We start from the raw sequence: 21,837 nt of genomic DNA on the forward strand, positions 1-21,837 counted from the left end.
CACCGCGGGCCCGCGGGCCGCGGCAGTGGCCGGGGCGGCGCGGTGCCGTCGCGCCGCCGTGCCGTGCGCGGACGGCCCCTGCCGGGCTGCGTACGCTGACCTGGCCGTCCGCCGACGGCGGAATCTTGACTGTTGTCGACGGGAGTGCAACGTGGCCATGTCCGCTCATCCGAGTCGGCTGCGCGCGTGGATGCTGGAGGGCCTGTCCGACATGGCCCGGCACCAGCAGGGCGGGCAGCCGGCGCCCGAGAGCGCCCACCGCGGACAGCGGTGGTGGCGGGTCATGTGCCTGACGGGTGTCGACTACTTCTCCACCCTGGGCTACCAGCCGGGCATCGCGGCGCTCGCCGCCGGCCTGCTGTCGCCGGTCGCCACGATCGTCCTGGTGATCGTGACCCTGGCGGGCGCCCTGCCGGTGTACCGGCGGGTGGCGGAGGAGAGCCCGCACGGCGAGGGTTCGATCGCGATGCTGGAGCGGCTGCTGTCGTTCTGGCAGGGCAAGCTCTTCGTGCTGACGCTGCTGGGCTTCGCGGCCACGGACTTCCTGATCACCATCACGCTGTCGGCGGCGGACGCCTCCACCCACCTGGTGGAGAACCCGCACCTGACGAGCGTGCTGCACGGCCACGAGATGATCATCACCTTGTTCCTGGTGGCGCTGCTCGGGGCGGTGTTCCTCAAGGGCTTCCTGGAGGCGATCGGCGTCGCGGTGGCCCTGGTCGGGCTCTACCTGGCGCTGAACGTGGTGGTGGTCGTCGTCGGTCTGTGGCACGTGGCGACCGCCTCGCACGTCGTCACCGACTGGTCCACCGCGCTGACCGCCCAGCACGGCAACGTGCTGGCGATGGTGGGCGTGGCCCTGCTGGTCTTCCCCAAACTGGCCCTCGGCCTGTCCGGCTTCGAGACCGGCGTCGCGGTCATGCCCCATGTGCAGGGCGACGCCAGTGACACGGAGGAGAACCCCACCGGTCGGATCCGCGGGACGAAGAAGCTGCTCACCACGGCCGCGGTCATCATGAGCTGCTTCCTCATCGCCACCAGCTTCATCACCACGCTCCTCATCCCCGCCCAGGAGTTCGAGTCCGGCGGCCAGGCCAACGGCCGCGCCCTGGCCTACCTGGCGCACGAGTACCTGGGCAACGCCTTCGGCACCGTCTACGACGTGTCCACCATCTGCATCCTGTGGTTCGCCGGCGCCTCGGCCATGGCGGGTCTGCTCAACCTGATGCCGCGCTACCTGCCCCGCTACGGAATGGCCCCGCACTGGGCGCGCGCGGTACGCCCCATGGTGCTGGTCTTCACGCTGGTGGCCTTCCTGGTCACCTGGATCTTCGACGCCGACGTCGACGCACAGGGCGGCGCCTACGCCACCGGTGTACTGGTGCTGATCAGCTCCGCGGCCATCGCCGTGACGATCGCCGCCCGCAAGGCCCGCCAGCGCGCCTGGACCGTGGCGTTCGCCGTGATCTCGGCGGTCTTCCTCTACACGACCGTCGTCAACGTCATCGAGCGCCCGGACGGTGTGAAGATCGGTGCCTGCTTCATCGCCGGCATCATCCTCATCTCCCTGCTGTCCCGGCTGGCCCGCGCCTTCGAACTCCGGGTCACCAGCGTGACGCTGGACGACATGGCCGAGCGCTTCGTCCGCGACATGTCCCACCGCAGGATCCGCTTCATCGCCAACGAGCCGGACCGCCGGGACGTGGCGGAGTACCGCGACAAGATCCAGCAGATCCGCGCCGACAACGACATCCCCGCGGAGGACGACTTCGTCTTCGTCGAGGTCACGGTCCTGGACCCCTCGGAGTTCGAGTCCGGCCTCACCGTGCGCGGCGCGGTGCTCCACGAGCGCTACCGGGTCCTGACGCTGGAGTCGTCCTCGATCCCCAACGCGCTGGCCGCCCTGCTCCTGCACGTGCGCGACGCCAGCGGGCAGCGGCCGCACATCTACTTCGAGTGGACCGAGGGCACCCCCTTCGCGAACTTCCTGCGCTTCTTCCTGTTCGGGCAGGGTGAGGTGGCTCCTGTCACCCGCGAGGTGCTCCGCGAGGCGGAGCCGGACCGCAACCGCCGCCCCCGCGTGCACGTCGGCTGACCCGGCCGCCAGGCCGCCCGGCCGCCGGGCCGTCAGGACCGCGCCAGGATCCCGCGGCCACCCGTCAGGAGCCCGTCAACCCCGCTCCAGGCGGCAGGCGCACGCTCCTACGGTCGGCCGCATGAAGCGGACCACCACCGGGTACGCCGACCGCCGCTGGACCGCGCACGCACGGTCCGCGGTGGGCTGGGCGCTGGGCTTCCTGACCCTCGCCCTGGCCCTCGACACGGCGGCGGGCACGCTCGACGCCGCGCGCGCCGGACTCTGGGCGGGCCTGGCGGCCCTGGTCCTGGCGGTGCTGCTGCCGCCGCGTGTGACGGCGGACGAGGGCACGCTCTCGGTACGCGGCCTGCTGCGGACCCGCACGGTACGCACGGACGCCCTGGTCGCGGTGGGCCGGCACCAGGGCCCCGGGGCGCAGCTGCTGCTGTACGACGCCTTCGGCCGGCACGTGGAGGTCGATCCGCGCACGCTGATCGCCGACCCGCTGCTGTGGCACCTGTTGGAGACCGGCGCCCACCGCTCCCGCGAGCTCGGCGTCCTGCGCCACGGCTGCGAGGTGCTGGCCCACCTGGGCGACCGCGTCGACGGCCCGCGGGCCCGGGCGGTGTTCCGCGTGTCGGGGATGCGGTAGGACGCGGCGGGTCAGCCGAGGCCCGGCACGAACTGGACGACGGCCATGTCGATCAGCTTGATGCCGAGGAACGGCAGCACGAGCCCGCCCACTCCGTACACCAGCAGGTTGCGCCGCAGCAGCTCGCCCGCGGAAGCGGGCGTGTAGCGGACGCCGCGCAGGGCCAGCGGGATCAGCACCACGATGATCAGGGCGTTGAAGACGATCGCCGAGACGATCGCCGACTGCGGGCTGTGCAGCCGCATGATGTTGAGCTTGTCCAGGCCCGGGTAGGCACCGGCGAACATCGCCGGGATGATCGCGAAGTACTTCGCCACGTCGTTGACGATGGAGAAGGTCGTCAGCGCGCCACGGGTGATCAGCAACTGCTTGCCGACCTCCACGATCTCGATCAGCTTGGTCGGGTTGGAGTCCAGGTCCACCATGTTCCCGGCCTCCTTGGCGGCCGAGGTACCGGTGTTCATCGCCACGCCGACATCGGCCTGCGCCAGCGCCGGGGCGTCGTTGGTGCCGTCACCGGTCATCGCGACCAGGTTGCCGCCTTCCTGCTCGCGCCTGATCAGGGCGAGTTTGTCCTCGGGCGTCGCCTCCGCGAGGAAGTCGTCCACACCCGCCTCCTGCGCGATCGCCCGGGCCGTCAGCGGGTTGTCACCGGTGACCATCACCGTGCGGATACCCATCCGCCGCAGCTCGGCGAAGCGTTCGCGGATGCCGTTCTTCACCACGTCCTTGAGGTGGATCACGCCGAGGACCCGCGCCTCGTGCCCGTCGTCGAGCGCGACCAGGAGCGGGGTACCGCCGGAGGCGCCGATACGGTCCACGATCGACGCGACCTCCTCGGGCACCTGCCCGCCGCGCCCCGTGACCCACGCGGCCACGGTCGCCGCGGCGCCCTTGCGCACGGAGACTCCGGCGCCGTCCTCCCAGCGCAGGTCCACCCCGCTCATGCGGCTGCGGGCGGAGAACGGCACGAAGCGGGTCTGTCCCAGCTCACCGGCGGCCGGGGCGCGCAGCCCGTGGCGCTCCTTGGCCAGGACGACGACCGACCGGCCCTCGGGGGTCTCGTCGGCGAGGCTGGACACCTGGGCGGCCTGGGCGAGTTGCATCTCGTCCACGCCGGACAGCGGGACGAACGCGGCGGCGCGGCGGTTGCCGAAGGTGATGGTGCCGGTCTTGTCCAGCAGCAGGACCGAGACGTCGCCCGCCGCCTCGACCGCGCGCCCGGACATCGCCAGCACGTTGCGCTGCACCAGACGGTCCATGCCCGCGATGCCGATCGCCGACAGCAGCGCCCCGATGGTGGTGGGAATCAGCGTGACCAGCAGGGCCACCAGGACGACCGTGCCCTGGGCGGCGCCGGCGTAGGAGGCCATCGGTGCCAGCGTGACGACGACGAGGATGAAGACGACGGTCAGCGACGCCAGCAGGATGTTCAGCGCGACCTCGTTGGGCGTCTTCTGCCGTGAGGCGCCCTCGACCAGGGCGATCATCCGGTCCAGGAAGGTCCTGCCGGAGCGTGACGTGATGCGCACGACGATCCGGTCCGAGAGCACCTTCGTACCGCCGGTGACTCCGGAGCGGTCGCCGCCCGCCTCGCGGATGACCGGTGCCGACTCCCCCGTGATCGCCGACTCGTCGACGGCCGCGATGCCCTCGACGACCTCCCCGTCGCCGGGGATGGTCCCGCCCGTCTCGACGACCACCACGTCGAACCGCCGCAGTTCGCCGGCCGGGACGGTCTCCTCCGTGAACTCCCGGCCGTACGGGCGCCATCCGCGCAGCCGCCGGGCCACCGTGCCGGTCCGGGCCCGGCGCAGGCTCTCCGCCTGCGCCTTGCCGCGCCCTTCCGCGACGGCCTCGGCGAGGTTGGCGAAGACGACCGTCAGCCACAGCCAGACGGTGATCACCCAGGCGAAGACCCCGGGGTGCAGCAGCGCCGACAGCGTCGTGAGCAGCGCGCCGGCCTCGACGACGAACAGAACCGGCTTTCGCGCCATGCCGCGCGGGTCGAGCTTGCGCAGTGCCTCCGGGAAGGCGGTCCACAGCTGCTGGGGGTCGAGCAGTCCCGCGGACACCTTGCGGCGCCTGCCGGGCCCGCGCCCGGGGGCCGGCGGGGGCGGGGCGGTGCGGTCCGTCTCGGGGGCGGGGGCCAGAGGCTGCATGGAGGGGACCTTCTGAGCGGTACGGGAGTACGGGGGGGTGCGAAGGCCAGCACATCGCGGCGGCGGGTGCCCGACGGGCTTCCCTGACAGGACCTTTGCGCGCGGGGTCCGCCTTTCTGACGGCGTCTTGACGCCGCGTCGTCCGCGGCGTCAGGGCGGTGTCAGGAACGGACGGCGGATCTTGCCGCCCGCGGCGCCGGGCGGTGGGATGGGGGTGTGAACAGCGGTCGGCGCCATGACGACCGGCCACCCCATCGGGTGCCGCCGGTTCCGCGCGCTGTTCTCCTGCCGGCTCCCTGACGAGCCGGTGTCCCGCGGCCCGGCCTGAGGCCGCGTCCCCTCACGTACGGCGCGCGCCCCCACGACCCGTGGCCGGGGCGCGCGCCGGCGTGTCGTTCCCCCGGAGGGATGACCCATGTCCACATCCGCCCAGCCCGCCGCTGCCCCGAGGACCGCCATGGTCACGGGGGCGACCTCCGGCATCGGGTGGGAGACCGCCCGCCTGCTCGCCGAACGGGGGCACATGGTCATCGTCCACGGCCCCGACACCGAGTCCGCCCACCACGCCGTGGAACGGCTGGTGGCCGCCGGCGCCGACCGGGCCCGGCTGCGCCTGGCCGTCGCGGACTTCCGCCGGCTGGCGCAGGTCAAGGCGATGGCCTCGCGGCTGACGGCCGCCCATCCCGTCCTCGACGTCCTGGTCAACAACGCGGCGGTCGCGGCCCCCGAACAGCACACGCTGACCGAGGACGGCAACGAGCTCTCCTTCCAGGTCAACTTCCTGGCGGCGTACCTGCTCACCCGCGAGCTGACGGGCCCGCTGTCGGCGCGGCCCGGCAGCCGGGTCGTCAACGTCTCGTCCACCACCCACCGGACGGCGTCCCTGGCCTGGACCGACCTCAACCGGGCGCGCCGCTACTCCCGGTTCGCCGCCTACGCGCAGTCGCAGCTGGCCCTGACCGTGTTCGCCGGCGCGGCGGCGCCCGACGGCTGCACGGTGGTCAGCGTCGACCCCGGCGTCTCCACGACCGCCCTGCTGTCGCCGTACGCCCACGAGGGCGAGCCGCCGGTCGACGGCGCCGCCCGCGTCGTGCGGCTCTGCGACCCGCGGACCCGGCTGGTGCCCGGTGCCCACTACGACGCCGACGGCCCTTCCACCGACGGTCACGGGGAACGCACCGCGCGCCGCCTGTGCAAGGCCGCCGATCTGCTCGTCGCCGTCTGACGGCCCCGTCACTGCCCGGAGGAGGAACACGATGTCCAAGCGCGCCCGCAAGAAGAGGGCTCGTCGCAAGAAGGGGGCCAACCACGGCGGAAAGGCCAACCAGGGCTGAGATCCCTGGACCCCACGGTGCGGACCACCCGGACGATCGGGTGGTCCGCACCGCCGTGTGGCGACCGGGTACCCGGACCGCTCAGGGCTCGAAGCGGTAGCCGAGTCCGGGAACGGTGATCAGGTGGCGGGGGTGGGCGGGGTCCGGCTCCAGCTTGTGCCGGAGGGTGGCCAGGTAGACGCGCAGGTAGTTGGTGCGCATCTCGTTGCCCGGTCCCCAGACCTCGCGCAGCAGTTGGCGCCCGGTGACCAGCCGGCCCGGATTGCGCAGCAGCGGCATGAGCAGCCGCCACTCGGTGGGGGTCAGGTGCGGTGCCTTGCCCCGGCCGCGGCGGGTGCCGACGGTGAACGCGGCCAGGTCCAGCCGGTATCCGCCGACGTCGACCGTCTGCGGCTCCTCCACGGCCGCGGGGCGGCGGAACACGGCACGCAGCCGGGCCGCGAGTTCGTCCATGGAGAACGGCTTGGTGAGGTAGTCGTCGGCGCCCGCGTCCAGCGCCGGGACCTTGTCGGCCGGGTCCGACCGCCCGGACACCACGATGATCGGCAGCGGGGTCCACGCCCGGACACCGAGGATGACGTCGATGCCCGCCATGTCCGGCAGTCCCAGGTCGAGGACGATCACGTCGGGCGGGTTGAGGGACACCAGCGTCAGGGCGGTGACCCCGTCAGGTGCCGTGGACACGGTGTAGTGACGGGCGGTGAGGTCGATGTCGAGGGCCTTGCGGAAGCCCGGCTCGTCGTCGACGACCAGAACGCGCCTCATGCCAGGGCCTCCTCGTCTCCGGGGGTGGGGGTGGCGACGCCCCCGGGGGCGTCCGCCACGGGCAGCGACAGCACCATGGTCAGTCCGCCGCCGGGCGTGTCCTCGGGTGTGAGGGTGCCGCCCATGGCCTCGGTCAGACCGCGGGAGAGCGCGAGCCCCAGACCGAGCCCGGTGGTGTTGTCGGTGTCGCCGAGCCGCTGGAACGGCGCGAAGACCCGTTCCCGGTCGGCGGGCGGCAGCCCGGGCCCCCGGTCGGCGACGCGCAGTTCGACGCGCCCACCGAGCGCGCTCGCGCCGATCAGGACCTTGGTGCCCTCCGGGGCGTGCCGCTGCGCGTTCGTCACCAGGTTGGCGACGACCCGCTCCACCAGGGGCGGGTCGGCCAGCGCGAGCGGTGCCTCGTCCAGCCCCTGGGTGACCACCGGAGCGGTGGCGTCGCCGACGCTGTCCAGGGCGAGGGGTACCACCTCGGCGAACGCCGTCGGCCGCAGGGTCAGTTGGAGGGCGCCCGCCTGGAGTCTGCTCATGTCCAGCAGGTTGTCCACGAGGCGGCTGAGCCGGGCCAGCGACTCCTCCGCCGTCGTCAGCAGTTCCTCGCGGTCCTCGGCCGAGAAGTCCACCTCCCGGCTGCGCAGGGAGCTGACGGCCGCCCAGGCGCCGGCCAGCGGCGTGCGCAGGTCGTGGCCGACCGCGGCCAGCAGTGCGGTCCGCATGCGGTCCGCCGCCTTGACGGGTTCGACCTCGGCGGCGACCTCGGCGAGCCGGGCCCGTTCCAGCGCGGAGGCCACGTGCCCCGCGAAGGCGACCAGGACCCGCCGCTCGGATGCGGCCAGCCGGCGCCCGCGCAGGACGAGGGTGTCCTGCGGCCCGACGGCGACGGCGACGGTGTCGCCCGTCTCGCCGTCCCCCGCGGTGACCGCGAGGCGGCCGTGCCCGGAGGGCTTGTGGACGAGGTCCGCGGACTCCAGCCCGAAGGCCTCCCGGGTACGCTGCAGCAGCACCTCCACGGCCTGGTCGCCGCGGAGGATGTTCCCGGCCAGCGAGGAGAGCGTCTCGGCCTCGGCCGTCGCCCCGGCCGCGCGCCGGGACAGCCGCAGGGAGCGGTCCACGATCGTGGCGACGGTGACGGCGACGACCGCGAAGACGGCCAGGGCGAGCACGTTGTTGGTCTCGCCGATGGTGAACCGGCCGATGGGCGGGATGAAGAAGTAGTTGAGCAGCAGCGAGGCCGTGACCGACGCCAGCAGCGCGGAGACCACCCCGCCGATGCAGGCGACGCCGACCACGGTGAGCAGGAAGAGCAGGGCCTCGCTGGTGAGGTTGAGGTGCCCGCGGGTGTTCGCGAGCACGACGGTCAGCAGCGCGGGCAGCACGAATCCCGCCACGGGTCCGGCGACCTTGCGCACGAAGGGCAGGTCGTTGCTGGGGGTGGACAGGAGCCGCCCGCGGCCGGCCCGTTCGTGGCTGACCATGTGGACGTCGATGTCGCCGGAACGTTCCACGATGGTCTCGCCGACCCCGCGCCCGGTGACGAAGCGCGCCAGCCGGCCGCGCCGGCTCACCCCGACCACCAGCTGGGTGGCGTTCTCGGCGCGGGCGAAGTCCAGCAGGGCGGTGGGGACATGGTCCCCGACCACGGAGTGGAAGCTGCCGCCCAGGCTCTCCACCAGGGCGCGCTGCCGGGACAGCGCGGCGGGCGAGGCGTCCGCCAGACCGTCGCTGCGGGCGATGTGGACGGCGAGCAGGTCGCGCGTGCCGCCCGCGCCGGACGCGCCCCCGCCCGAGGAGCGCTCGGCGATGCGTGCCGCCCGGCGGATCAGCGTCTCGCCCTCCGGCCCGCCGGTCAGCGCCACCACGACGCGTTCGCGGGTCTCCCAGACCCGGCCGATGCCGTGTTCGGTGCGGTACTTCTGCAAGGCCTCGTCGACCCGCCCGGCGACCCAGAGCAGGGCCAGTTCGCGCAGCGCGGTGAGGTTGCCGACCCGGAAGTAGTTCGACAGGGCGGCGTCGACCTTCTCCGGGGCGTAGACGTTGCCGTGGGCCATGCGCCGGCGCAGGGCCTCGGCGGGCATGTCCACGAGCTCGATCTCGTCGGCGCGGCGGACGACCTCGTCGGGGAGCGTCTCGCGCTGGGGCACGCCCGTGATCTTCTCGACGACGTCGTTGAGCGATTCCAGGTGCTGAATGTTGACGGCCGTGAGGACGTCGATCCCGGCGTCGAGCAGCACCTCGATGTCCTGCCACCGCTTGGCGTGCGCCCCGCCGGGGATGTTGGTGTGGGCCATCTCGTCGACCAGCGCCACCTGGGGGGCCCTGGCGAGCACCGCGTCGAGGTCCATCTCGGTGAAGTCGGCGCCGCGGTAGCTCCGTGCGGCGCGCGGGACGATCTCCAGGCCGTCGAGTTTGGCCTCGGTGTGCGGCCGTTTGTGGCACTCGACGTAGCCCACGACGACGTCCGTCCCGCGGGCGGCGCGCCGGCGGCCCTCGTCCAGCATCCGGTAGGTCTTGCCCACTCCGGGTGCGGCTCCGAGGAAGACCTTCAGTTTGCCGGGCCGCCCCTGGCGGGCGCCGGTCCCGGCTGTGACGACTGGCTGCGTCACCGGAGTTCCTTCCTTGCGGGATGTCACGCCGCCCGGCGTCGCAGGATGCCTGCGACGCCGGGCGGCGTGGTCCGTGCGATACGGCTGGAACGCGACGTCACCCGAGCTGGGCGAGTGCGAGGTTGAGCTCGAGTACGTTGACGCGTTCCTCGCCCAGGAAGCCGATGACGCGGCTCTGCACGTGGTCGGCGACCAGCTTGCGCACCTCGGCCGTGTCCAGGCCGCGGGCCTTGGCCACCCGGTCGACCTGCTCGTCGGCGTAAGCCGGCGAGATGTGCGGGTCGAGGCCGGAGCCGGAGGCCGTGATGGCGTCGACCGGGACGTCGCCGGGGGCCACGCCGTCGAACTCGGCCACGGCCGCGCGGCGCTCCTTGATCGTCTTGATCAGGTCCTCGTTGTTGGGACCGAGGTTGGACGCACCGGTGGCGAGCGGGTCGTAGCCGCCGGGCCGCGGCTGGAACCACTTCGGGTCCGGCTGGGCGACCTCGTCGGCGTCGTCGGGGTTCTTCTTCGGGAGGTTGAAGCTCTGGCCGATGAGGCTGGAGCCGACGGTCTTGCCGTCCTGGGTAACCTTGGAGCCGTTGGCCTGGTCGGAGAAGACGGCCTGCGCCACACCGGTGACGGCCAGCGGGTACACGATGCCCGCGACGACCGTGAGCACCAGCAGCATGCGCAGGGCGGCCAGATGGTTCCGGACCACGGCGGGAAGGGAGCTGAACATGTCGGATTGCCTTCTTCTTCAGCTGAGTCCGGGGATGAACTGGATGATCAGGTCGATCACCTTGATGCCGGCGAACGGCAGCACCAGGCCACCCAGACCGTAGACCCAGATGTTGCGGGTCAGCAGAGCGGACGCCGAGGACGGCCGGTAGCGGACGCCGCGCAGGGCCAGCGGGATCAGCACCACGATGATCAGGGCGTTGAAGATGATCGCCGAGACGATCGCCGACTGCGGGCTGTGCAGCTGCATGATGTTGAGCTTGTCCAGGCCCGGGTAGGCGATCGCGAACATCGCGGGGATGATCGCGAAGTACTTCGCCACGTCGTTGGCGATGGAGAAGGTCGTCAGCGCGCCGCGGGTGATCAGCAACTGCTTGCCGATCTCCACGATCTCGATCAGCTTGGTCGGGTTGGAGTCCAGGTCCACCATGTTCCCGGCCTCCTTGGCGGCCGAGGTACCGGTGTTCATCGCCACGCCGACATCGGCCTGCGCCAGCGCCGGGGCGTCGTTGGTGCCGTCACCGGTCATCGCGACGAGTTTGCCGCCCGCCTGCTCCCGCTTGATCAGCGCCATCTTGTCCTCGGGCGTCGCCTCCGCGAGGAAGTCGTCCACACCCGCTTCCTCGGCGATCGCCTTCGCGGTCAGCGGGTTGTCACCCGTGATCATCACCGTGCGGATACCCATCCGCCGCAGCTCGTCGAACCGCTCCCGCATGCCCTCCTTGACGACGTCCTTCAGGTGAATGACACCCAGGACCCGGGCCGCGCCGCCGTCCTTCACCGCGACGACCAGCGGGGTGCCGCCGGACTGCGAGATGCGGTCGACCTGCGCCTGCACGTCCTCGCCGGCCTGCCCGCCGTTCTGCGCGACCCACGCGGTGACCGCGGACGCGGCGCCCTTGCGGATCTGGCGGCCGTCGATGTCGACGCCGGACATGCGGGTCTGGGCGGTGAAGGGCACGAACTCGGCGTGGCCGAGCTCGCCCTCGTGCCGGGCCCGCAGGCCGTACTTCTCCTTCGCCAGGACGACCACGGAGCGGCCCTCGGGCGTCTCGTCGGCGAGCGACGACAGCTGCGCGGCGTCCGCCAGTTCCTCGGCGGTGACGGCGCCGACCGGCAGGAACTCGGCCGCCTGGCGGTTGCCGAGGGTGATGGTGCCGGTCTTGTCCAGCAGCAGGGTGTTGACGTCACCGGCGGCCTCGACGGCACGGCCGGACATGGCCAGCACATTGCGCTGCACCAGGCGGTCCATGCCCGCGATGCCGATCGCCGACAGCAGTCCGCCGATGGTCGTCGGGATGAGCGCGACGACCAGGGCCACCAGGATGACGATGCTCTGCTCGGCGCCCGCGTAGATCGCGAACGGCTGCAAGGTCACGACCGCCAGCAGGAAGACGATGGTCAGCGAGGCCAGCAGGATGTTGAGCGCGATCTCGTTGGGCGTCTTCTGCCGGGAGGCGCCCTCGACCAGCGCGATCATCCGGTCGATGAAGGTCTCGCCCGGCTTGGACGTGATGCGCACGACGATGCGGTCCGACAGCACCTTGGTGCCGCCCGTGACGGCCGAGCGGTCGCCGCCGGACTCCCGGATGACCGGGGCCGACTCACCGGTGATCGCCGACTCGTCCACCGACGCAACGCCCTCGACGACGTCACCGTCGCCGGGGATGATCTGCCCGGCCTCGACGACGACGTGGTCGCCGAGCCGCAGCCCGGAGGCGGGCACCTGCTCCTCGGCGAGCCCGGTGGCCCCGGGCCGCCAGTCGGTGACACGGCGCGCGACGGTGTCGGTCTTCGTGCGCCGCAGGGTCTCGGCCTGTGCCTTGCCGCGCCCCTCGGCGACGGCCTCGGACAGGTTGGCGAAGACGGCGGTCAGCCACAGCCAGACCGTGATGACCCAGGCGAAGACGCTCGGGTCCTTGATCGCCGACAGGGTGGTCAGGACGGCGCCGACCTCGACCACGAACATGACCGGGTTCTTGAACATCACCCGGGGGTCGAGCTTCTTCAGCGCGTCGGGAAGCGAGGTGAGCATCTGCTTCGGGTCCAGCATGCCGCCGGAGACCCGGTGGGGCTGCTGCGGCCCGGGCGATGCGGCCCCCGGCGCGGTCGGGGGTTCGAGGGTGGTCAGGGACATCAGGACAGACCTTCCGCGAGCGGACCCAGCGCGAGGGCGGGGAAGTAGGTGAGGCCGACGACGATCAGGATCACGGCCGTCAGCAGGCCGACGAACTGCGGCCGGTGGGTGGGCAGCGTGCCCGCCGTGGCCGGGACCGGCTGCTGCTGGGCCAGGGAGCCGGCCAGCGCGAGGACGAACACCATCGGCAGGAAGCGGCCGAGGAGCATGGCCAGACCGAGCGCGGTGTTGTACCAGTCGGTGTTGACCGTGATGCCGGCGAACGCCGAGCCGTTGTTGTTGGCGGCCGAGGTGAAGGCGTACAGCACCTCGGAGAAGCCGTGCGCACCGCTGTTCAGCATGCCCGCCCGCTCACCCGGCAGCGCCATGGCGAGGCCGGCGCCGACCAGGACGATCGCCGGGGTGGTGAGGATGTAGAGCGAGGCGAACTTCATCTCGCGGCCGCCGAGCTTCTTGCCCAGGTACTCCGGCGTGCGGCCGACCATCAGGCCGGCGATGAAGACCGTGATGATCGCGAGGACGAGGATGCCGTAGAGGCCGGATCCGGTACCACCGGGGGCGATCTCGCCGAGCATCATGTTGAAGATCGTCATCCCGCCGCCGATGGGCGAGAACGAGTCGTGGAAGGAGTTGACCGCGCCCGTGGAGGTGAGCGTCGTCGACACCGCGAAGAGCGCCGAGCCCCACACCCCGAACCGCTGCTCCTTGCCCTCCATCATGCCGCCCGCCAAGTGACCGGCCTGGCTGCTCACGCTGTGCAGCTCGTTCACGGTGACGATGGCGACCGAGGCGGCCCAGATCACGCCCATCACGGCGATGATCGCGTAGCCCTGGCGGTTGTCCCCGACCATGCGGCCGAAGGTCCGCGGCAGGGAGGTGGCGATCACCAGCAGGAGGTAGATCTCCAGCCAGTTGGTGAAGGCGTTGGGGTTCTCGAAGGGGTGGGCGGAGTTGGCGTTGTAGAAACCGCCGCCGTTGGTGCCCAGCTCCTTGATGGCCTCCTGCGAGGCGACCGGTCCGCCGGTCAGGCTCTGGTGGTCACCGACGAGGGTCGAGATCGACTCGGCGCCGTGGAAGTTCTGGATGACGCCGGCCGCGACGAGCACGATCGCGAAGACGAAGGCGAGCGGGAGCAGCACGCGGATGACGATCCGGGTGAGGTCCACCCAGAAGTTGCCGATGCGGTCGGTCTTCTTGCGCGTGAAGCCCCGGATCAGGGCCGCGACGACGGCGATGCCGACGGCCGCGGACACGAAGTTCTGCACCGCGAGACCGGACATCTGCACCAGGTGGCCCATGGCGGACTCACCCGAGTACGCCTGCCAGTTGGTGTTGGTCACGAAGGAGGCGGCCGTGTTGAAGGCCAGCCCGGGGGTCACGGCGGGCATGCCTATGGACAGCAGCAGGTGGTTCTGCAGTCGCATGAAGCCGTAGAGGAAGAGCACGGAGACGGCCGAGAAGGCCAGCACGCTGCGCAGGTAGACGGACCACTTTTGGTCCGCGTCCCCGTCCACCCCGCCCAGCCGGTAAGCGAAGCGCTCGACGCGCAGGTGCTTGACGGAGGTCAGGGTGTGGGCCATGTAGTCGCCCAGCGGTCGGTAGGAGAGGGCCAGCGCGCCGACCAGCGCGAGTATCTGGAGCCAGCCCGCGAGGGTGTCGTTCACTAGAACTTCTCCGGGTGAATCAGCGCCACGACCAGGTATCCGACCAGGGCCACGGCGACGACGAGGCCGACGATGTTGTCAACGCTCACAGCCGCTCCGCCCCCTTGGCCACGAGGCCGATGACGGCGAAAACGACGACGGTGAGGATGAGGAACCAGAGGTCTGGCATGCGAGAGCACCCCGGGGGACGAATGACACGGTGACCGCCCGCCCTCGGGGCAAGCGGTGCCGGCGAGAACCGGCCTTCCGTAGAAAAGCGCCCTGCCATACCCCTGACCAGGTTTGTTGGCGGCTTCCATACGGGTCCCTGCGGCGGCTTAACGCAGCTTTGACGCTTTTTGACGCCCCGCACCGCCCGGGGTGATCCCGTCCGCCCGGAGCCGCCCGCCTGCGGCGGGGCCTGTCCGCCCCCGAGGGGACGAGCGGGCGCCGTGGCCGCACGGGCGGCCCCTCGGGCCCCGGGCCCAGCACCCGCCGGGACGGTCCCCGGCCGTCTTGACGCCACCCGCCGCACCGAACCCCGCCGACGGCGGCACCCCCGACCGGACCGTCAAGGCCACCCCGCTCACGACATCGGCGAGCTCACCGCCGGGGAAACAGCCCACCCTGAGCAGCACCCGCAGGCCCACCGGCAGGCACGACATCGGGCACCGCGCGCCGCCTGCGTGCCCACCGTCACTCAGGGCCGACGTTTCGCAGGCCCGGGCTCCGCGGCGCGGGCCGGGCCGGGCAAGGGGGGGTTGGGTCTCCCCCGGCGGGAGACCCCACGACGGCGGACATGGACGACGACGCCACCCTCGCCGACCGACCGCACGCCCGCCGGATACCGGCTCCACGACCGTGCCGCACTGGACCGCCTCGGCCTCGTCCGCACGCTGGCGCGACCTCGGCATCGATCTCGCCGCGATCCCTCGCATCCTGCGCCGCGAGACCACCGTCGCCGAGGTCGCCGCGGCCCACGCGGAGGCGCTGGAGGTGCAGATCCGCACCCTGCGGGTGCGCCAGGCCGTGCTGCGGACGGTCGCGGGGCGCGGGTCCTCACCACAGGAGACCGCACTGATGCACCACACCATCCGACGGCGGCGTGACCCCGGGCTGCGGGGGACGGTGGATCAGCCCGGGCGCGTGCCCGGGGAGCGCCTGCGGCGCAGGGCGAGGGCGAGAAGGCCGGTGACGGCGAGGCCCGCGGCGCTCCCGACCGCGAGGGCGGTGGGGCCGGAGCCGGAACCGCCGCCCTGGGCGGCGACGGGCTGCGCGTCGGGGGACTCGACCGCCGGGAAGGCCGCGGACGGCGGCACGGCGGACGGCGCGGCGGACGCCGCGGTGGGCGTCGCGGTGGGCGTCGCGGACACGGACCGCTCGGCGGTGGCGCTCGGGCGGCTGGGCCGCGGCGTCGGCTTCACCGGCGCGGCGGGCTTCCTGCCCGCCGGTTTCGCCGCGGCCGGGAAGACCACGTCCGAGCAGGAGTAATAGGTGTCCGGGGTCGAGGAGTTCTGCCAGATCGTGAACAGCACATGCCTGCCCGTACGGTCGGCGGGCAGCCGCCCGCTGATCCGGTAGGAACCCTCCACGACCGCCGGGTCGGTGGCGGTCAGGAAGGGGCTCGTCGCCAGCTCGGACCAGGTGAGCGGGCGGGTCGGGTCGTAGCCCTGCTTCGTCAGGTAGAGCCGGAACGTGCCCTGGTGGGGGATGGTCGTGCCGTATCGCATCGTGAAGACGGCGCCGGGTGTGAGCCGCGTGGCGGGCCAGTCGGCGCGCGCGAGGTCCAGGCCCCGGTAGGCGGGCAGGCCGCCGCTGCACAACTTCCCGTCCGGGATGACCTGTCGGTCACGTCCCGCGACACCGGCGACCCGCAGGTTGTCCCAGTCGGCGAAGGCGGCGCCGCCCCCGTTGGCGGCCGCTGCCGCGCGGCAGGCCGCCGTGCCGGTGAACCGCCCGCTGCCGGCCGCGCACGCCGCGGCCCGGCTCACGGGGTCGACGGGCGCCCCGTGCGCGGCGGCGGGTCCTGCCGACGCCATCAGCGGGAGCAGCGCGGCGGTCCCCGCGACGACGGTTCTGAGCACGTGGCGCGATGGGGCCATGCCGGGCGCCTCCCCTTTGCCGGTTCTGAGTCGGGTACGCGGATCGCCCCGTACTACGGACGCGGTGCGCCCTGCGTTCAGCGGCCGGGCCCCGGGAACCGGCGGTGGGGGAAATGTGTCTGTGAGGGGGACAGCGCGTACGGGCGGGGGTACCGTGCGTCGCTGAGGGGGGCGAGGGGATGAGCGGCTGGCACGCTCCGGGCTACACGGAGTCCGCGGAACTGGGTTCGGGCGGCAGCGGGCGGGTCGTCCTGGCCCGTCATGACGCCACGTCAACTCCCGTGGCGATCAAGTACCTCAGCGACGAGCTTCGGGTCGACGCCGGGTTCCTGCGGGAGTTCCGCGCCGAGGCGCAGCTGCTCGGCGGCCTGGACACACCGTACGTGGTGCGCCTGTACGAGTACGTCGAGGGCCCGCGCGGCGCGGCCATCGTCATGGAGCTCGTGGACGGCATCGCGCTGCGCGCGCTGCTCCGGCAGGAGGGCGCGACGGGGCCGGAGGCGGCCCTGGTGGTCCTGAAGGGCTCACTGCTGGGTCTGGCCGCAGCGCACCGCACGGGTGTCGTGCACCGTGACTACAAGCCCGAGAACGTGCTCGTCGCGGCGGACGGCTCCTCCAAGCTGGTCGACTTCGGCATCGCGGCCCGCAGCGGCGAGACCCCGGACGTGGCGGGCACGCCCGCCTACATGGCACCGGAGCAGTGGACCGGTCTGTCCGCCTCACCCGCCACCGACGTCTACGCGGCGACGGCCACCTTCTACGAGTGCCTGACCGGGACCAAGCCCTTCGCGGGCCAGAACATCGCCGAACTCGCCGTGCAGCACATCGAGGGCCCGGTGCCCGAGGAGGGCACGCCGGAGGAGTTGCGTCCGCTGCTGCGTCGGGGGATGGCCAAGGAGCCGGCGGACCGGCCCGCGGACGCCGCGGCCTTCGTCGCGGAGCTGGAGGCCGTCGCGGGCGGCGCGTACGGGCCGGACTGGGAGGAACGCGGTCAGCGCAGGCTGGCCGCCCTGGCGGCGCTGCTGCCGCTGCTGTTCCCCTCGGCGAGGACGCAGGGGTCGCAGACCGCGCTCGCCACCACCGTGGTCGGGCCGGGTGCCCGGCGGCTCGGCCGGCAGGGACTCCTGGCGGCCGTCGGGGGCCTCGCCCTGGCGGGTCTGCTGACCTTCGCCGCGGTCGCCTCCGGCGAGGCCCCCCGGCAGACCACCGCCAACTGGTCCGGGTCCACCACCACCGCCACCGCCACCGCGGACGACGGCTCGGGCGCACCCGGCGGAACGGTCGCGCCGTCCGGCAGCCCCTCCGTGAGTTCCCCGGCGTCGGCTTCCGCGTCGGCGTCCACGACCACGACCACGACCGCCACGGCGGGTGCCACCACCGCGGCCCCGCCGACCGGCGGCGCCACGACCACCGCTCCCACCGGCGGAACGGCCACCACGACACCGCCCGCACCGCCGACGACCACCCCGCCGCCCACGTCGACCTCGCCCACGCCGCCCGTGACGGTCGAATCGGTGTCCGTCGCCTCGCTGTCCCAGACGGGGACGTTCGACGTGTCGGCGAGCCTCCGGGTCACCACGAGCGACCCGCGACCGGTGACGCTGACCGTCGCCTGGTACCAGGGCACCGCCAAGGGCGACCTCGGCGCACCGGACGGTACGTCGGTCTTCGACCTGAACGGGCAGACCTCGTACACGATCCCGGCACCGCACACGTTCCCGCGCACGTCGGGCTGCTGGTTCGGGGCCGTCGCGTCGACCTCCCCGGCGGCGGGCAACGGGCAGTCCACGCAGCAGATCCGCTCCACCGCGGGGCAGTGCGAGGTGATCTCGTGAGCGAGCCGCGTGACCTGACCCCGGAGGACACGAAGCGCACCTGGCGGCTCGGCCAGGAGCCGCGGGACGCCGTGCCGCCCGTCGAGGACGCCGTCCCTCCGGCGTACGCGCCACCGGCCGACGAGCGCCCGGAGCCGGGCGCGGACTACAGCGCGACCGTCCTCGCGGAGCACTGGGCCCCCGCCGCCGCGGCGCCCACGCTGCGCGAGCCCGTGCCCGCAGCGCCGGCACGCCCCGCGACCCGCAGCGAGCCGTCGCTCACCCTCCCGGACCGGGTGGACGGCGAGGTCATGCGGTTCGGCCCCGGCGTGACCCCGGCAGCCGCCGCCCGCGCCGCGAGCGTCGCGGCGGAGGTGTGGCACGGCACGCTGCGCCCGCCCGCCGTGCCCGGCACCCAGGCGGCGTCCCGGCGCCGCGGGCCGCGCCGGTACGTCCTGGCGGGCGCCGTCCTGCTCGCCGTGCTGGCCTACCTGGCGTGGCAGCGGTTCGGGCCGGTGCTCGCGGTGCGGGAGGTCACGGTGGCCGCGGTGCCCTCGGCACCGTCCTGCGACACCCGGGTGGACGTGATCGCCACCGTCCGCACCAACGGCCGCGCCGGAACGCTCACTTACCGTTGGCTGCGCAATGACGGAACGTCATCGGGGCCGTTGTACGAAAAGGTGCCGGGCGGTCGCGACACGACCCGTCTGCACCTGCTGTGGACCTTCCACGGACACGGCAGCTACGACGCGCGAGCCGAATTGCGGGTGAGCGCGCCCGGCAGCCGGTCGGCGGTGACCGCGTTCACCTACACCTGCGCCTGACACGAACAGTGACGGCACCTCGGCTCGCGGTGTTCCCCGGCTCACAACCGGACCCGGCAGGAACACGCTGAGTAACGCAGTACGGAGCGCCCTTCCGCCTGCCCACAGATCGTGAATCCGTGGCCTTCGGCGTCCACGGCAACGGTATCAGTGGCCGCCCCCGGTTTCACTGCGGACCTCCGCGACCGGATCCGGCCGGAACCGCGTCGGCCATGCCCGAGTGGCAGCCCGGAGAAGATCAGCGGAGACTACGAGGAGCGACATATGGTTGTATGGCTTAAGAAGAGCTCATTAACCGAAGCATTTGGGATTTTTTGCCCCGGCATTAACCGGGGCGTGAGGACACCGGCAGTCGGCGGCTCCGACAGCCGGCGGGGCGAAACCTCCTCAAGGAGCTCAGATCGTGGACGAATCCGTCGAACTCCTGGCGCACGATTCGGGTGAACCTTCAACCACCCGGCGTGAAACCACCGGCACGGCGGCCGGTACCGAGGAGATCCTCGCCGACATGCTGGCCGGCCTGCTGGGGGTCGAGCGGGTGCCGGCCGACGGCCACTTCTTCGAGGAACTGGGCGCCGACTCCTTGGTGATGGCGCATTTCTGCGCGCGGGTCAGGAAGCACGCCGATCTGCCCGCCGTCTCCATGCGCGAGATCTACCGGTACCCCACGGTCCGCGGCCTCGCTGCGGCCCTCGCGGAGACGGACGGCCCGTCCCCGGCCGCCCCCGCCCGGGCTCCGGCCCCAGCGGCTCCCCCGGCCCTGCCGGAGCCCGTCGGCACCCCGCACCACGTTCTCTGCGGAACCCTGCAGGTGCTGTTCTTCCTCGGCTACGCCTACGTGGTGGCGCTGATAGCGACCACCGGCGCGGAGTGGACGGCCGCCGGGCACGGCCTGCTCGAGACCTACCTGCGCTCGGTGGCCTTCGGCGGTGGCGCCTTCCTGTCCCTGTGCGTCCTGCCCGTGCTCGGCAAGTGGCTGCTGGTGGGTCGCTGGAAGCCGCAGCAGATCCGCATCTGGAGCCTGGCGTACTTCCGTTTCTGGTGCGCCAAGACGCTCATGCGGATCAATCCGCTGATGCTCTTCGTGGGTTCGCCGCTCTACTCCTTCTACCTGCGGGCCCTGGGGGCGCGGATCGGCCGCGGCGTCACCGTCCTGTCGCGGCACCTGCCGGTCTGTACCGACCTGCTGACCATCGGCGACGGCACGGTGATCCGCAAGGACTCCTATCTGAGCTGCTACCGGGCGCAGTCCGGAGTGATCCAGACCGGCCCGGTCACCCTCGGGAAGGACGTCTTCGTCGGCGAGGTCACGGTGCTCGACATCGGCGTCTCCATGGGTGACGGCGCCCAGCTCGCCCACGCCTCCTCCCTGCACCGGGGCCAGTGCGTGCCGGCCGGCGAGCGCTGGCACGGCTCACCGGCGCAGCCCGGGGCGGGTGCGGACTTCATGACGGTGCCCGCCGCGGACTGCGGCGGGGCGCGCAAGACCGTGTACAGCCTCTCCCAGCTGCTGATGGCGGTGGCGCTGTATCTGCCCGCCGCGGTCGGCGGTGTGTCCCTGCTGCTGGCCGTGGTCCCGCAGTTCGCCACGCTGCTCGACCCGGGGCCCGTGGCGCTGAGCTCGTGGACGTTCTACGCCGACGCCCTGGCGGCGTCCCTCCTCTTCTTCTTCGGGGCCGCGCTGCTCGGCCTGCTCCTCGTCGTCACCCTGCCACGGCTGCTGAACCTGCTGGTCAAGCCGGACACCGTGTACTCGCTCTACGGCTTCCGCTACGGCGTCCACCGGGCCATCGGCCTGCTGACCAACCGGCGGTTCTACCGCACGCTGTTCGGTGACAGCTCGGCCATCGTCCCCTACCTGCGCCACCTCGGGTACGACCTGTCGAAGGTCGAGCAGACCGGTTCCAACTTCGGAACCGAGGTCAAGCACGAGAACCCGTACCTGAGTTCCGTGGGCAGCGGCACGATGGTCGCCGACGGACTGTCGATCATGAACGCCGAGTACTCCGGCACGTCCTTCCGCGTGACCCGGGTGTCCATCGGCGCCCACAACTTCCTGGGCAACCACATCGCCTATCCCGCGCAGGGCAGGACCGGCGAGAACTGCCTGCTCGGCACGAAGGTCATGGTGCCGCTCGACGGCGAGGTCCGGGAGAACGTCGGGCTGCTCGGGTCGCCGAGCTTCGAGATCCCGCGCACGGTGCTGCGCGACAGCCGCTTCGACGACCTCAAGAGCGGTGAGAAGTTCCACGCCCGCCTGAGGGAGAAGAACCGGCACAACGCCGTCACCATGGGCCTGCACCTGCTGATGCGGTGGCTGTTCTTCTTCGGCGTCGCCCTGATCGCGTCCTTCGCCGCCGACCTGTACGACCTGTACCCGGCGTACGGCGTCGCGGTGGTCGCCCTGGCCAACGTGGTGACGCTGGCGTTCACCGCCGCCTACCTCGTCCTCGCCGAGCGCGCGGCCACCGGCTTCCGCGGGCTCGAGCCGCTCTACTGCTCGATCTACGACCGGGCCTTCTGGCGGCACGAGCGCTACTGGAAGGTGACCGCGGCGTCGCTGTTCGTCATGTTCTTCAACGGCACGCCGCTGAAGAGCGTGATCTGGCGGCTGATGGGCGTGCGCATCGGCAAACGGGTCTTCGACGACGGCTGCTTCCTGCCGGAGCGCTCCCTGACCACCATCGGCGACGACTGCACGCTCAACGAGGGCACCGTCGTCCAGTGCCACTCCCAGGAGGACGGCACCTTCAAGTCCGACCGCATCACGCTGGGGGCCGGCTGCACGCTCGGCATCGGCGCCCTCGTCCACTACGGCGTGACGATGCACGACGGTGCCGAACTCGCCCCCGACTCCTTCCTCATGAAGGGCGAGGAAATGCCCCCGCACGCCCGGTGGGGTGGAAACCCCGCGCGGGAGATGCCGGAGGACGCTCCGGCCGCCGCGCGGAGCGCCGCCCCGGGCGGCGTCCACGCCTGCGGCAGCACCCTGATCGGCCGAGAGTAG

The 21,837-nt window shown here is 72.3% G+C and carries 14 protein-coding genes; 6 read left to right on the forward strand and 8 right to left on the reverse strand.

Features of this window, described 5'->3' with window-relative positions:
• The first annotated feature begins 157 nt into the window (after positions 1 to 157).
• Positions 158 to 2,095, forward strand: coding sequence for an amino acid transporter (locus PV364_RS15420; protein ID WP_319660510.1), 1,938 nt, complete (start codon positions 158 to 160; stop codon positions 2,093 to 2,095).
• Between the two features lie 121 nt (positions 2,096 to 2,216).
• Positions 2,217 to 2,729 carry a PH domain-containing protein gene (locus PV364_RS15425; RefSeq protein WP_319660511.1) on the forward strand — a complete coding sequence of 171 codons (513 nt, stop codon included), beginning with the start codon at positions 2,217 to 2,219 and terminating at the stop codon, positions 2,727 to 2,729.
• An 11-nt stretch (positions 2,730 to 2,740) separates the two neighbouring features.
• Here the strand turns inward: PV364_RS15425 and kdpB (PV364_RS15430) are convergent, their stop codons facing one another.
• Positions 2,741 to 4,891 (reverse strand): potassium-transporting ATPase subunit KdpB, encoded by a 2,151-nt coding sequence (kdpB, locus tag PV364_RS15430; protein ID WP_319660512.1) that lies wholly within the window; start codon positions 4,889 to 4,891, stop codon positions 2,741 to 2,743.
• A gap of 415 nt (positions 4,892 to 5,306) precedes the next feature.
• Between kdpB (PV364_RS15430) and PV364_RS15435 the strand changes: the two genes are divergently transcribed.
• Positions 5,307 to 6,116 carry an SDR family NAD(P)-dependent oxidoreductase gene (locus PV364_RS15435; RefSeq protein ID WP_319660513.1) on the forward strand — a complete coding sequence of 270 codons (810 nt, stop codon included), beginning with the start codon at positions 5,307 to 5,309 and terminating at the stop codon, positions 6,114 to 6,116.
• Positions 6,117 to 6,306: 190 nt separating this feature from the next.
• Here PV364_RS15435 and PV364_RS15440 read toward each other — a convergent pair whose 3' ends face one another.
• The 7 genes from PV364_RS15440 to PV364_RS15475 form a co-directional block, all read right to left on the reverse strand.
• Positions 6,307 to 6,990: a response regulator transcription factor gene (locus PV364_RS15440; RefSeq protein ID WP_319660514.1), complete on the reverse strand. Its 684-nt coding sequence runs from the start codon at positions 6,988 to 6,990 to the stop codon at positions 6,307 to 6,309.
• A complete protein-coding gene (locus tag PV364_RS15445) occupies positions 6,987 to 9,590 on the reverse strand; it encodes an ATP-binding protein (protein WP_319660515.1) in 2,604 nt (867 codons plus the stop codon). The genes PV364_RS15440 and PV364_RS15445 overlap by 4 nt, the downstream gene beginning before the upstream one ends.
• Before the next feature lie 97 nt (positions 9,591 to 9,687).
• Complete coding sequence (gene kdpC, locus PV364_RS15450; RefSeq protein ID WP_319660516.1) at positions 9,688 to 10,311, reverse strand: potassium-transporting ATPase subunit KdpC; 624 nt, start codon at positions 10,309 to 10,311, stop codon at positions 9,688 to 9,690.
• 18 nt (positions 10,312 to 10,329) lie between these two features.
• Entirely contained in the window at positions 10,330 to 12,363 is a 2,034-nt protein-coding gene (kdpB, locus tag PV364_RS15455) for a potassium-transporting ATPase subunit KdpB (RefSeq protein WP_319660744.1), read from the reverse strand.
• An 83-nt stretch (positions 12,364 to 12,446) separates the two neighbouring features.
• Positions 12,447 to 14,111: a potassium-transporting ATPase subunit KdpA gene (kdpA, locus tag PV364_RS15460; RefSeq protein WP_319660517.1), complete on the reverse strand. Its 1,665-nt coding sequence runs from the start codon at positions 14,109 to 14,111 to the stop codon at positions 12,447 to 12,449.
• Positions 14,111 to 14,200, reverse strand: a complete 90-nt coding sequence (gene kdpF, locus PV364_RS15465; protein WP_319660518.1) for a K(+)-transporting ATPase subunit F — start codon at positions 14,198 to 14,200, stop codon at positions 14,111 to 14,113. The genes kdpA and kdpF overlap by 1 nt, the downstream gene beginning before the upstream one ends.
• A gap of 1,023 nt (positions 14,201 to 15,223) precedes the next feature.
• Entirely contained in the window at positions 15,224 to 16,192 is a 969-nt protein-coding gene (locus PV364_RS15475) for a lytic polysaccharide monooxygenase (RefSeq protein WP_319660519.1), read from the reverse strand.
• Positions 16,193 to 16,371: 179 nt separating this feature from the next.
• Between PV364_RS15475 and PV364_RS15480 the strand changes: the two genes are divergently transcribed.
• The 3 genes from PV364_RS15480 to PV364_RS15490 all read left to right on the forward strand — a co-directional run bounded on the left by PV364_RS15480 (position 16,372) and on the right by PV364_RS15490 (position 21,837).
• On the forward strand, positions 16,372 to 18,027 hold the full coding sequence (locus tag PV364_RS15480; protein ID WP_319660521.1) for a serine/threonine-protein kinase: 1,656 nt from the start codon (positions 16,372 to 16,374) through the stop codon (positions 18,025 to 18,027).
• Positions 18,024 to 18,830: a hypothetical protein gene (locus tag PV364_RS15485; RefSeq protein WP_319660522.1), complete on the forward strand. Its 807-nt coding sequence runs from the start codon at positions 18,024 to 18,026 to the stop codon at positions 18,828 to 18,830. Before PV364_RS15480 ends, PV364_RS15485 begins: the two co-directional genes overlap by 4 nt.
• Positions 18,831 to 19,230: 400 nt before the next feature.
• Positions 19,231 to 21,837, forward strand: coding sequence for a Pls/PosA family non-ribosomal peptide synthetase (locus PV364_RS15490; RefSeq protein WP_415924563.1), 2,607 nt, complete (start codon positions 19,231 to 19,233; stop codon positions 21,835 to 21,837).

This window comes from Streptomyces sp. MI02-7b (assembly GCF_033793585.1).
In the GTDB taxonomy this organism is placed as follows: Bacteria; Actinomycetota; Actinomycetes; order Streptomycetales; family Streptomycetaceae; genus Actinacidiphila.